The sequence below is a fragment of the Helicobacter sp. 23-1045 genome, from assembly GCF_053654655.1.
In genome coordinates, this window is the sequence record NZ_JBSIUR010000006.1 from 15,814 (window position 1) to 28,148 (window position 12,335).

General features: G+C 42.4%; 11 protein-coding genes and 1 pseudogene. 7 read left to right on the plus strand and 5 right to left on the minus strand.

Annotated elements, in window-relative coordinates:
* Positions 1 to 10: 10 nt before the first annotated feature.
* The gene (locus ACWIUE_RS07005; protein WP_454136005.1) at positions 11 to 523 is read right to left on the minus strand and encodes a phospholipase D-like domain-containing protein; all 513 of its coding nucleotides are present in this window, start codon (positions 521 to 523) and stop codon (positions 11 to 13) included.
* Positions 524 to 607: 84 nt separating this feature from the next.
* Between ACWIUE_RS07005 and ACWIUE_RS07010 the strand changes: the two genes are divergently transcribed.
* The 5 genes and pseudogenes from ACWIUE_RS07010 to ACWIUE_RS07030 all read left to right on the plus strand — a co-directional run.
* Positions 608 to 2,971, plus strand: coding sequence for a hypothetical protein (locus tag ACWIUE_RS07010; protein ID WP_454136006.1), 2,364 nt, complete (start codon positions 608 to 610; stop codon positions 2,969 to 2,971).
* Positions 2,968 to 3,561, plus strand: a complete 594-nt coding sequence (gene gmk, locus ACWIUE_RS07015) for a guanylate kinase (protein WP_454136007.1) — start codon at positions 2,968 to 2,970, stop codon at positions 3,559 to 3,561. The genes ACWIUE_RS07010 and gmk overlap by 4 nt, the downstream gene beginning before the upstream one ends.
* Entirely contained in the window at positions 3,521 to 4,516 is a 996-nt protein-coding gene (locus ACWIUE_RS07020; RefSeq protein ID WP_454136008.1) for an asparaginase, read from the plus strand. The genes gmk and ACWIUE_RS07020 overlap by 41 nt, the downstream gene beginning before the upstream one ends.
* A 129-nt stretch (positions 4,517 to 4,645) precedes the next feature.
* Positions 4,646 to 4,798, plus strand: a complete 153-nt coding sequence (locus ACWIUE_RS07025) for a hypothetical protein (protein ID WP_454136009.1) — start codon at positions 4,646 to 4,648, stop codon at positions 4,796 to 4,798.
* Between the two features lie 142 nt (positions 4,799 to 4,940).
* Positions 4,941 to 6,977: pseudogene (locus tag ACWIUE_RS07030) on the plus strand (N-6 DNA methylase); the annotation flags it as partial.
* 42 nt (positions 6,978 to 7,019) lie between these two features.
* Here ACWIUE_RS07030 and ACWIUE_RS07035 read toward each other — a convergent pair.
* Positions 7,020 to 7,178, minus strand: a complete 159-nt coding sequence (locus ACWIUE_RS07035; protein WP_454136010.1) for a hypothetical protein — start codon at positions 7,176 to 7,178, stop codon at positions 7,020 to 7,022.
* Between ACWIUE_RS07035 and ACWIUE_RS07040 the strand changes: the two genes are divergently transcribed.
* Positions 7,165 to 9,561, plus strand: coding sequence for a type ISP restriction/modification enzyme (locus ACWIUE_RS07040; RefSeq protein WP_454136011.1), 2,397 nt, complete (start codon positions 7,165 to 7,167; stop codon positions 9,559 to 9,561). The genes ACWIUE_RS07035 and ACWIUE_RS07040 overlap by 14 nt on opposite strands.
* A gap of 103 nt (positions 9,562 to 9,664) precedes the next feature.
* Here ACWIUE_RS07040 and ACWIUE_RS07045 read toward each other — a convergent pair whose 3' ends face one another.
* Complete coding sequence (locus ACWIUE_RS07045; RefSeq protein WP_454136012.1) at positions 9,665 to 9,832, minus strand: hypothetical protein; 168 nt, start codon at positions 9,830 to 9,832, stop codon at positions 9,665 to 9,667.
* Positions 9,833 to 9,869: 37 nt separating this feature from the next.
* Between ACWIUE_RS07045 and ACWIUE_RS07050 the strand changes: the two genes are divergently transcribed.
* The gene (locus tag ACWIUE_RS07050; RefSeq protein ID WP_454136013.1) at positions 9,870 to 10,037 is read left to right on the plus strand and encodes a hypothetical protein; all 168 of its coding nucleotides are present in this window, start codon (positions 9,870 to 9,872) and stop codon (positions 10,035 to 10,037) included.
* Between the two features lie 28 nt (positions 10,038 to 10,065).
* Here ACWIUE_RS07050 and ACWIUE_RS07055 read toward each other — a convergent pair whose 3' ends face one another.
* Both ACWIUE_RS07055 and radA read right to left on the minus strand, forming a co-directional pair.
* Positions 10,066 to 10,998: a hypothetical protein gene (locus ACWIUE_RS07055; protein ID WP_454136014.1), complete on the minus strand. Its 933-nt coding sequence runs from the start codon at positions 10,996 to 10,998 to the stop codon at positions 10,066 to 10,068.
* Entirely contained in the window at positions 10,998 to 12,335 is a 1,338-nt protein-coding gene (gene radA, locus ACWIUE_RS07060; RefSeq protein ID WP_454136015.1) for a DNA repair protein RadA, read from the minus strand. Before radA ends, ACWIUE_RS07055 begins: the two co-directional genes overlap by 1 nt.

Genomic DNA, 12,335 nt, shown 5'->3' on the forward strand with positions numbered 1-12,335 from the left:
CGCAACCTCCCTAAAATTTCTTACATTCGCCAAGCAATCTATCCAAATATTTCTCGCCCTTTGCGATAAAATCCGCATTTTTGCTAATTATCATCATTTCGTAATTTACCTCAAATGCACTTTTGCTCCAATTTGCCGAACCAAAAACAATGCTTTTTTTATCAATTATTGCGATTTTATTGTGCATAATTCCGCTGTATCTGCCGTTATTTTTCCCTTGCAGTATGCAAACTTCGACATTTTTAAACTTCCCAAGATATCCAATTTGCGAGCGATTATCCTTGCCCTGCTTTTTGTCAAAGACGATTTTAAAGGAAACGCCCCGTTTCGCGCTATCTCTAATCGCCTTTGCAATTTCTTTATTTGTGAAACTATAAATGGCGATTTTCACTTCGCTTTTTGCATTTTTTATCTCGCTAATTAGCGCATTCACCGCATTTTTCGCATCATAGGGCATAAAATACAAAGATTCTGCACCGCAAAATATCGCACCAAAAATAAACAAAAATACAATCTTTTTCATCTCAAAAACCTTATAAAAATTTTTCGAAATTCTAATATAAATTTAGATAGAATGCGAAATTTTATTTTCAAAGGACATCCGCAAATGAAGTTTTTGCTCGTAAATACTAACAATGCCGTTAGAAAGATTTTCAATATCACCGCAAAAAAGGCGGCAATACAACTTGATGTAATCGATGCGATAAGTCAAATCCCGCTAAAAGAGGACTACAACTGCATTTTTGTCGATGATGGCGTGCTTGGCAGTGGCGATATAAGCAATTTTAGAAATAAAATGATAACTACGAAGTTTTGCATTATTTTATCAAAAGATTCTGCGCTTGTTAGCGGATTTGATAGTTATATCCGCAAACCTTTTTTGCCGACTGATATTTATGAAGTGATGAAAAAAGAAAAAAGTAGCGATATTTCGCTCTCAAACGCCGCAACGCAGGACATTTCGCAGAATCCAAACAGCGATATTGATTTAAATGAATTTAGCGATAGCGAGGATGAATTTTTAAGCGGAGTGAAGGATAGCGCGATTCCCCCGCTAGATATTTCGCTAGATGTCCCGCCGATGAGTGATATTGAGATAGAAAACGCAGAATCTAGCGAAGTTGCGGTGGATTCTGCGGATATTGTGGTAGATTCTGCGATAAAAACTAGCGCGGATTCTGCGGATTCTGCGCCAAAAGCAAATGCGGTAGATTCTGCGCCAAAAGCAAATGCGGTAGATTCTGCGGATATTTTAGAGGAAGCAGAAGCGCAAATCAATAATATCAAAGCACTCGCCGACAAAGGCGGGAATTTTTATAATAGTAGCAACGATACGCACGGCATTGATTTTAGCGCGGTGATGGCACTGCAAGATGAGATTTTGAATGAGGAAAAAAGCAAACGCAAAAAAGGACTAATCGGTGGCGATATTTTCGCTAAAAAAGAACCCAAAAAGACGCAAGATTCTGCGAATGCAAAAGATTCTGCGGAAAAGTCCGCCGTTAAAGTTGAGGCAGATTCTGTGCCAAAAGCAAAAAAGGCAGATTCTACAAATCATAACTCCCCCTCCCGTGCGGATGGGGATTTAGGGGGTGGGTCTCAAAAAATTAACGCAGATTCTGCGCCAAAACCCGCACCGAAAAACGCAGAATCTATTGCGGAAACAACAGCAGATTCTGCGCCACAAAAAGAAGCAGATTCTGCGAAATTCGCAGAATCTAACGATGATTTTGCATTTGACTTAAAAGATGAAGCAAAAAATGACGAAAATAACGCAAACAGCGCAGAAGATTTCGATTTATCCTTTGGCGCAGAATCTAGCGCAGAATCTAGCAACGCAGAATCTAACGATGATTTTGAGATAGATTTGCCAAGCGGAATGCAAGAAACACCACAAGAAAAACCGCAAGAAACTCCACAAGAAACGCAACAAGAAGCACCACAAAACAGCGCAAAAGACGAATTTAGCGACTTTAATTTTGATGAGTTAAAAGATGAAAATTTGGATGGATTGGACGCGCTAGGCGGGATTAGCGCGATTGATAACGAAGCGCAAACCACCATCACACCGCCAAAAAACGCAAATGAGATTTTGAGTAATTTAGACATTAGCGCGTTTGATGAAAATCTCACAAATGAGGCGGATTCTGCGCTAGATTCTGCGCCAAAGCAAGGCGAGATGGAGATAAATGATGATTTCAACGCCACTTTTTCGCAAGGCATAAATGCCGAAATGCAGTCCATTTCGCCGAATTTTCAAATGGATGATTTTTCGCAAGAGCAATACAATATGCTAGGACTGCCGATTGATGAGAGTGGCGAGATAAAGGATATCAATGATTTGAGTGAAAGCGAGTTAGAAAAACTCGATGATGAGGCACTTTTGCTACTGCAAGAGCGGGCGTTGCAGGATAAGTCGCCAAAGGTTTTGGATAGGGAGCAGATTGATGCGATAAATGGCATTTTGGATGAGACGCAAAATGCGAATGCTCCGCAGGGTGGCGATTTCCCCGCTGATTTTACCTCGAATTTTCCTGCTGATTTTTCGGCGAATGATTTTTCGGCAAATAGCGTTTCTGCGAATAATTTTTCAATGAATAATAACGAGTTGCAATCACTAACGCAAGAGGCGTTAAGCGAGGCACTTGGCGAGGGCGAAGTGCAAGAATTTGGGGGAGATTCTGCGATTTTCGCGCAAAATGCGGGAGATTCTGCGATTTTCGCACAAAATTTCACGCCAAATCCGCAAAATTTCGCAGATTCTGCACCGCAAAATTTCACGCCAAATCCGCAAAACACGCAAAATCCGCAGAATCTTAACGCACAATCCATCCCGCAAAATAGGCAAATCACAATCGGCGATAATTTGGACTTAGCAGAGATTATCAAAACTTTCCCCATCGATAAACTCCGCGATTTATTAAGTGGCGTTCAAATCACAATCAACATCACTTTCCCCACGAAAAAATGATAATCATCTCAGGTCCGAGCGGTGCGGGAAAGTCATCGCTCTGCAAGGAAGCATTTAGGCAAATGCCAAATCTCTACTTTTCGATTTCATCTACCACAAGGCAGAGGCGAGATGGCGAGATTTGCGGAGTGCATTATAATTTTATTAGCGTTGAGGCGTTTGAGTGCGGGATAGAAAAGGGCGAGTTTGTAGAGTGGGCGAGGGTGCATAATAATTATTATGGGACGCCAAAAAGCGAGGTTGCAAAGGCAAGGGTAGAGGGGAAAATCATTGTGTTTGATATCGATGTGGTAGGGCAGAGGGCGATAAAGGCGCATTATCCAAATGCCACTTCGATTTTCATCACTACGCCAAGTTTGGCGGAATTAGAGGCGAGACTAAAAAGTCGTGCGCTAGATTCTGCGGAGGTGATTAGTGGGCGCGTGAAAACTGCGAGCGATGAAATCAAAAGCATAGAAAACTTTGACTTTGTGATAATCAATGATGACTTTAAAAGCGCGGTGGATGGGTTTTTAAGCATTATTAAAGCAACGCAGTTTAAAAACAGCGATGAACTCTCCAAAAGTTTATGTGAAAAGTGGAGCATTTAGGGATTTGGCAAAGATTGCGATTCTTGCCACAGGCGGGACGATAGCAGGTAAAGCAGATGATATTTTCACCACCACGAAATATAAAGCAGGTGTGCTTGGCATTGAGACACTAATAAATGCCACAAAAGAAATCAAAAATTTAGCGCAAATCACATTTAAGCAAGTCGCAAATATCGATAGTTGTGAGATTGATGATAGGGCGTTGCTAAAACTCGCACGGCACTGCGAGAATGCGCTAAAAAATGCCGATGGCGTGGTTATCACGCACGGGACGGATACGATGGAAGAGAGCGCGTATTTTTTGCATTTGGTGATGAAGGGCGATAAACCAATCGTGCTAACGGGTGCAATGCGCCCATTTGGCGCAAGTGGTGCTGATGGTGGGCGAAATCTCTATAATGCCGTTGCTCTGGCGGCAAATCCACGCGCAAGTGGCGTGATGGTGGCGATGAATGATAGGATTTTTCGCGCAAGGGAGGTGCAAAAAACGCACACGATGAATGTGAATGCCTTTGAGTTTGGCGAAATGGGGTGCTTTGTGGATGGGGAGGCGATTTTTAGTCGCGTTTTAGGAATTCGCGCGAAATCGCCCGCATTTAATATTGCAAAGCGCAAAACTCTGCCAAAAGTCGATGTGCTTTGCAGTTACGCAGGCGATGGAGTGCTAATTTCCGCAAAGGCACTTTTTGCAAACGGCGCAAAAGGCATAATAATCGCTTGCAGCGGTGCCGGGAGCATTTGCTCCGCGCATAAAAACGCGCTAAAATTGCTCGTAAAAAAGGGACTAAAAATAGTCATCGCCTCGCGGGTGAAAAGCGGATTTGTCAAAGTGGATGATTTGGATTTCATCTCCGCGCGGGACTTATCCCCGCAAAAAGCACGGATTTTGCTCTCTTTATCTCTTACACAAACAAATGATAGCAAAAAAATCGCCGAATATTTTTTGAGACATTGAAGGATTTGGGAAAAGTATGAAACGCAGAATCTGCCAAAAAAAATTGTCATTCTGAGGGAGTGAAATAAGCGAAAAATCTCTAATTTTTCCCCCTCCCTTGCGGAGGGGGATTAAGGGGGTGGGTAATTTTTGCAATTAGATTCTGCGAATCGCGTAAAAATCGCAGAATCTAATGTGTTTTTCCGTCATTGCGAGTCCTTGCCAAAGGCAAGGGCGAAGCAATCCATAGAATTTGCGAGCGAAGCGAAGCAACCATCCAAACCCCGCGAATCTAAAAGATAGATTCGCGCAATATCATAAAAGCCAATCAATAAAATTATCACATTACAGATTCACTCAAAAATCATTCACAAAAAATGCTATAATCCGCATTTTATTTTTGCAAAGTTTTTGCAAAATTTAAAGCGAATCTTAAAGGCACTCTATGGATTTTTTAAGCGATTATTTACACGCGATTCAAAACATTAGCGAAGGCGACAAAGAGCACACACACCGAAGCGCGTTAGAGAATTTATTTAAGGCGATTTTGGAGAATCTCACCCAAAGCCACAAAGATTTTAGCAAAATTGCCATTATCCACGAGCCAAACAATGACAAAAGCGAAAACAAGGCAGGTGCGCCTGATTTTCTCATTCAACAAAACGGCTTATCGCTAGGCTACATTGAAAATAAGCGCGTAAATGCGGATTTAGCACGACTAATCGATGAGGCAAACAAAGACAGCAAAGCCCAAATCGCCAAATATCTCACTTTAAGCGACAATCTCATTCTCACAGATTATCTACGCTTTTTACGCATCGCCAAAGATGACAAAGGCAAAATCCACATCACACAAGAAATCACCATTTGCGCCCTAAATGAGATTCAAGCAATTCTCAAAAACAAATCCGCCCTAGAATCCAAACAAAGCGAAATCTTAGATTTTTTCGCACTCTTTTTTAGCGCAACTCCAAAGTCCATAAACACCGCCCTAGAATTTGCAAACGCCCTAGCACAGCGCACACGCCTTATCAAAGACAATCTCATAGAAAACCCGCAAAATCCCCAAATCTCCACGCTTTATCAAAATTTTAGGGATATTTTATACAAAGATTTGGATTTTGAATCCTTTTGCGATAGTTTCGCTCAAACGCTCACTTACGCGCTCTTTTTGGCACGGCTAAACAACTCCATAGAGCCAAACGCCACGCAAGGCGAATTTATCGATTTATACAATGCCAAAAAGTTTATCCCCAAATCCTTTCCGCTGATTCGCGCTATGAGCGGATTTTTGGATAATTTAGATGAGTTAGATTCGCTAAAATGGCTTATAAAAGAGATTTTAAGCATTATAAATCACATTGACCCCGCACAAATTACGCTAGAATTAAACAAAATCGCGGATAAAGATTTGATTGGCGATTATTTACACAAAGACCCATATTTGCATTTTTATGAGACTTTTTTAAGCCAATACGACCCGCATTTGCGCGAGTTGCGTGGCGTGTATTATACACCATTTGCGGTTGTGAGCTTTATCATAAATGCGATTGACTCTACGCTTAAAAGCGACTTTGGCGAAGCAAAAGGACTAGGCAGCGCGCTAAATAATGACAATATCACGCTTTTAGATTTTGCCACAGGCACAGGGACATTTTTGCTACAAGCCTTTCGCAAAGCGTTGCAATCCACTCCGCAAAATTCGCTCCATTATAAACCCAAAAACTTGCTAAATCGTTTCAGTGGCTTTGAGTTTCTTATCGCCCCATACACTATCGCACACCTTAAAATCTCACAATCTTTCAAAGAGGAATTTAACGCCCCATTAGATGACAATGAAAAGCTCAACATTTTGCTTACAAATACAATCTACGCCAAATCCGCCAAAGATGAGCAAAACACCAAATCAAACCTTTTTGCAGGTATGTATGAACTAGCCCTTGAATTTTTAGGTGCGCAAAATCTAAAAGAACAGCAGATTTTAATCATCACGGGCAATCCTCCATATAGCGGAGCTAGCGCAAACAAAGGGCTATATGAGGACGAAGTCAAAATCGCCTATGGTTTAGAGCCAAATAGCGCGAATCTAAACAGCGAAGCACAGCGCATCATAAAATCCTATTTTGCAAACCCAAGCGACAAAGCAAAGCAAAAGGATTTTAGGGGCATTTACGAAGCGCGTAAGCTCCAAAATGAGAAAACGCCCAAGTGGCTTTTAGATGATTATGTGAAATTCATTCGATTCGCCGAGTCAAAAATCGAGTCCCAAGATAGTGGCATTATCGCAATTATCAGCAACAATAGCTTTTTAGACAATCCCACATTTCGCGGTATGCGCTATCATTTGCTAAACACCTTTGATAAAATCTACATTGTGGATTTGCACGGCAACGCACGCAAAAAAGAAGTCGCGCCCGATGGCAGCAAAGATGACAATGTCTTTGACATTATGCAAGGCGTGTGTATAAGTGTGTTTGTGAAGTTGCCTTTGTCATTGCGAGGCGAATCAAAAAGCCCTGATTCGTCATTGCGAGGCGAATCGAAAAACCCCCCCTTGCGAAGTTGAGCGAAATTTAAGCCCCTCCCTTGCAAGTGGCGAATCCAAAAGCCCCCTCCCTTGCGAAGTTGAGCGAAATTTAAGCCCCCTCCCTTGCGGAGGGGGTTTGGGGGTGGGTAAAACCAAAAAAACACCAAACCACCGACAACTTGCACCATATATGAAAGAATTTAGCCGACAAATGCGCAAAAATCCCACTGACGCAGAAAACAAACTTTGGCAAGAATTGCGAAATAAAAAGTTAGGCTTTGGATTTAGACGGCAATTTGTGATTGATTCTAAATATATTGCAGATTTTGTGTGTTTAGAAAAACGGCTTATTATCGAATGTGATGGCGGACAACACGCAAAAATCCCTGATTTGTTATTGCAAGATTCTACCCCACCCCTACCCCCTCCCGCAAGGGGAGGGGAACAAGAGAATGGCAAAAAAGCCCTCCCTTGCGAAGTTGAGTCAAATTTAAGCCCCATCCCTTGCGGAGGGGGTTTGGGGGTGGGTAAAGATTCACTAAACCACCCTGACATTCAAAGAGATTTTTATTTAGAATCACAAAATTTTAGAATTTTGCGTTTTTGGAATAATGAAATTTTAGAAAATTTAGAGGGCGTTTTATATGTGATTAAAGAGACTTTGGAATCTGATTTTGCTGACACAAAATCTACCCACCCCCTAACCCCCTCCGCAAGGGAGGGGGAACAAGTTGATTCAAACTCCGCAAGGGAGGGGGAACAAAATGCAAGTCCCTCCCCTTGCGGGAGGGATTTAGGGCGGGGTTCTCACGCAAAAGATAGTGAATCTAATCTAGCCCAAATCTACCACTACGACCTATACGGCAAACGCAAGGACAAATACGCCTTTTTGCAAAGCAATGGGCTTGAATCTATCGAATGGAGCGAACTTTCACCAAAAGCCCCATTTTATCTCTTTATCCCGCAAAATGAATCCTTACGCGCTGAATATGAAAAGGGCATAAGCGTAAAGGATATTTTTAAGCTATCGAATGTGGGCATTACAAGTGGTAAAGATAGTTTTTGCATTTCAAAATCAGATTCGCAAGAATCCTTACAAGAACTCAAAAACAACATTACAAAATTTATGAATTTGGATTGCGAATCCGCACGAAAAGAATTTGGTTTGGGCGATGATTCTAAAAGTGTTTGGCAGATTCAAAAAGCTAAAAATGATTTAGAAAAAACAAACAATAACCCAAATAATTACATAAAGATTCACTATCGCCCATTTGATTTTCGCTGGACTTATTACACTTCACAATCTAGTGGATTTTTGGGCAGACCGCGTTATGAAGTAATGAAGCATTTTTTAGGCAATGACAATGTGGGGCTAGTGTGCGATAGGGGTTGCAAATTGCAACAAATTGACAATATTTTTGTGGCAAATAATGTCATTGATTTGCATTTGACAGGTAGCGGGAGCTATATTTATCCACTTTACCTAAAAATCGAAAACGAACCTAAAAGCGAATCAAAAAGCCCCCTCCCTTGCGAAGTTGAGTCAAATTTAAGCCCCCTCCCTTGCGGAGGGGGTTTGGGGGTGGGTAAAAACACTACCAAATCAAAATATACCCCACCCCTAGCCCCTCCCGCAAGGGGAGGGGAACAAATGAGTAATCCACAAAATGAAAATGTGGGGCTAGTGTGCGATAGGGGTTGCAAATTGCAACAAATTGACAATATTTTTGTGGCAAATAATGTCATTGATTTGCATTTGACAGGTAGCGGGAGCTATATTTATCCACTTTACCTAAAAATCGAAAACGAACCTAAAAGCGAATCAAAAAGCCCCCTCCCTTGCGAAGTTGAGTCAAATTTAAGCCCCCTCCCTTGCGGAGGGGGTTTGGGGGTGGGTAAATCAACTACCAAATCAAAATATACCCCACCCCTACCCCCTCCCGCAAGGGGAGGGGAACAAGAGGGCGAATCGCCCGCAAGGGGAGGGGAATCTATGGTAGAAAACTTTACGCCTGAGTTTCGCGCATTTGTGGATAAAAAATATGGGCAAATCTACGCACCCGAAGTGATTTTGGGCTACATTTATGCGGTGCTTTATCACAAAGATTATAGAGAAAAATATGTGGATTTTTTGAAAATCGACTTCCCAAAAGTGCCATTTGTAAAGTCCAAAAAAGACTTTTTGGCGTTGAGTGCGCTTGGGTGTGATCTAGTCGATTTGCACCTAATGCGCGTGGATTTGAGCGGTGAGTCTGTGGGCGAACCGCTTTTTGGCGATTTGAGCGACAAAAATGAAAAGATACAAAAAATCGCCTACAATGCCGAATCTAAACGGCTTTTTGTCAATGCGAGTTTGTATTTTGAGAATGTGAGCGCGGAAGTGTGGGCGTATAAAATCGGTGGCTACGCTGTTTTGGATAAGTATTTGAAATCCCACAAAGGCGAATCAATCGATTATGCGCACTTTGAGCGAGTAATCAAAACCTTGCATAAATCCTTGCAAGTCGAATCAAAAATCGCAGCGATTGGGATAGAATGACGCGAATCTGCGTGGGTTGGATTTGCCTTTCTATGTCATTGCGAGATTCGGCGAATCATAGAAACTGCTTTTTGTCCCCCTCCCTTGCGGAGTTGAGTCAAATTTAAGCCCCCTCCCTTGCGGAGGGGGTTTGGGGGTGGGTAAAGTCGCTATTTGAAAATTTCGCATTGCTATTTTTTGTGAATCTAACCCACCCCCTTAATCCCCCTCCGCAAGGGAGGGGGAAATTTGGGATTCGCATTCGCAAGGGAGGGGGAAATTTTTTTGTCATTCTGAGCTTTCGTAGAAAGCGAAGAATCTCTTTTATTGTGAGATATTTCGCATTCGCTCAATATGACAATATTTTTTTTGGATTGCTTCGCCCTTGCCTTTGGCAAGGACTCGCAATGACGAAATATTTTACCCACCCCCTTAATCCCCCTCCGCAAGGGAGGGGGAAATTTTTAAGATTCTGCGTTCGCAGAATCTCGCATTAAATTCGCAGAATCTACGCTAAAAAACCCATCAAAACTGATATACATAACTAAACGCCATACTGCTCGCCCCTGCCTTGTAGCTCGTGGTTACGCCACTTGCCTTGTCTTTTAGAGAGTAGATTGTCGGCGTCACATAGGTGATTTTGATATTTAGCTCGGCACTATGAATGCCCGTGCGATGGTAATATACAAATCTCGCAAGTCCCAAATTCACCCACCCCACCGAAATCAGTGCCTTTTCGCCATTTTTATTTAGTGCAGAATCTGCCACCCACGCCATATTCATCCCGCCCCCAGCGCCGATAAATCCGCCGATTTTCCACTCTTTCGCTTCGTAATATTTGATTAACAAGTCCAAATCCACGCCGACATTTAGCACATTAAACTTTGGGATTTTCATATACGACATTTCGGCGTAAAATCGCCCGCCTAGCCACTTTTCCTCGCTCAAAATCCCGCCCTTTATGCCAAAGGACGCGCTTCCGTGCAGTGACTTTGCGCCCTCTTTTGCGCGGTTGCCATCCTCTACAATGCGCTCCATATTCACAAACTCAATGCCAAAACTCGCCCCCACAAAGAAGTCTATGGCGTCTTTTTTGGGTTTTTTGATGTTGTCAATGGTGATGTTGCGGTAACCTAATTTTTTTATCTTTGTGGTTTGTTTGATTGCGGATTGCTTGGATTGCGCGGATTTGGTGGATTTGGCGGATTTCGCAGTTTGCTTTAATTTCGTGGATTTTGCAGAATCTGCGGATTTGACGGATTTCGCAGTTTGCTTTGCTTTGGTGGATTTCGCAGAATCTGTGGATTTTGGCGTGATTTTTTTGGTAGATTCTGCGTTTTTGAGTGATTTTGTGTTTATGGTTTTTATGGTGCGAGTTTTTCTAGATTCTGCGCTAGATTCTGCGTAAAGCGCAGAATCTAAAAAGGCAAGCATTATCAAAATTAGCGCAATTCTCATCACATCCACTCTAAAATTTTGGTTACATCATTTGCGCTGAAAAGTTTGAGATTGTAGGCGTTTTTGGGCTTTTTGGGGATAATGGCACTTGTGAATTGATAGGATTCAAGCTCTTTTAGGCGCGAATCAATATTGCTAACCTCCCTTATGTCGCCTACCAAGCTAACCTCGCCGATAAAGGCACTTTTCGCGCTCAAAGGGCGATTTTTGTATGACGAAATAATCGCCGCGATTAACGCCAAATCCACGCTTGTTTCAGAGATTTTTATACCACCTACGACATTCACAAACACATCATAATGCCCAAGCGGGACATTTAGTTTGCGCTCCAAAAGCGCAAGCAGCATATTTAGGCGATTTAGCTCAAAGCCTGTGGCACTTCTGCGCGGAAAATTGCTCTCACTAACTAATGCCTGAATTTCAAGCACAATAGGACGGCTACCCTCCAAAACCACGCTAATCGCGCTCCCTACAACAGATTCGCGCTGACTAAAAAATAGCTTTGAAGCGTTTTTCGCGCTAACCAAGCCATTTTCATTCATCTCAAAAATACCGACTTCATTTGTCGCCCCAAAGCGATTTTTAAAACTCCGCAAGATTCGTATCTCACGGCTCGGGTCGCCCTCAAAATAAAGCACACAATCCACCATATGCTCTAAGATTCGCGGTCCCGCGATAGAGCCCTCTTTTGTAATATGCCCGATGATAAAAATGCTAATTTGCAACTCTTTTGCAAGGCGCAAAAGCAAAAAAGTGCATTCTTTTACCTGTGACACGCTACCGGGCGCAGAGCTAATCGCAGAGCTATACATCGTTTGAATGCTATCGATGATGCAAACTTCATATTTGCCAGAGCGCAAATTTTCCTCAATGCTCTCCAAATCAATGGCATTTAACAAAAAAAGATTTTTGGATATTTTGCCAAGTCGTTCAGCGCGTAGGCGAATCTGACTAGCTGATTCCTCGCCACTGACATAAAGGACAGATTTTTTTTGCGCTAGATTTAGCGAAGTTTTTAAAAGTAGCGTTGATTTACCAACGCCGGGTGAGCCGCCGATTAGATAAAGTCCGCCCGGCACGATTCCCCCGCCTAGCACGATATTTAGCTCATCTTCGCCACTGCTAAAACGCGAAATACTATCGATTTGCACTTCGCTTAAAGCGATTGGTTTTGATTCGCTTATGCCTTGCGATTCGCCCTTTTTTAGCACCTCCAAATCTTTTGGCTTAATCTCTACAAAGCTATCCCACGAATTGCAATTAGCGCATTTGCCAGCCCATTTTGTGCTTTGTGCGCCACAATGCTGACATTCAAATATGCTTTTTACTTTTGCCAT

Excerpts from the sequence above, each read along its gene's own strand:
- ACWIUE_RS07005 (WP_454136005.1), bottom strand. The coding sequence starts at position 523 with ATGAAAAAGATTGTATTTTTGTTTATTTTTGGTGCGATATTTTGCGGT.
- ACWIUE_RS07010 (WP_454136006.1), top strand. The coding sequence starts at position 608 with ATGAAGTTTTTGCTCGTAAATACTAACAATGCCGTTAGAAAGATTTTC.
- gmk (WP_454136007.1), top strand. The coding sequence starts at position 2,968 with ATGATAATCATCTCAGGTCCGAGCGGTGCGGGAAAGTCATCGCTCTGC.
- ACWIUE_RS07020 (WP_454136008.1), top strand. The coding sequence starts at position 3,521 with ATGAACTCTCCAAAAGTTTATGTGAAAAGTGGAGCATTTAGGGATTTG.
- ACWIUE_RS07045 (WP_454136012.1), bottom strand. The coding sequence starts at position 9,832 with ATGACAAAAAAATTTCCCCCTCCCTTGCGAATGCGAATCCCAAATTTC.
- ACWIUE_RS07055 (WP_454136014.1), bottom strand. The coding sequence starts at position 10,998 with ATGAGAATTGCGCTAATTTTGATAATGCTTGCCTTTTTAGATTCTGCG.
- radA (WP_454136015.1), bottom strand. The coding sequence starts at position 12,335 with ATGGCAAAAGTAAAAAGCATATTTGAATGTCAGCATTGTGGCGCACAA.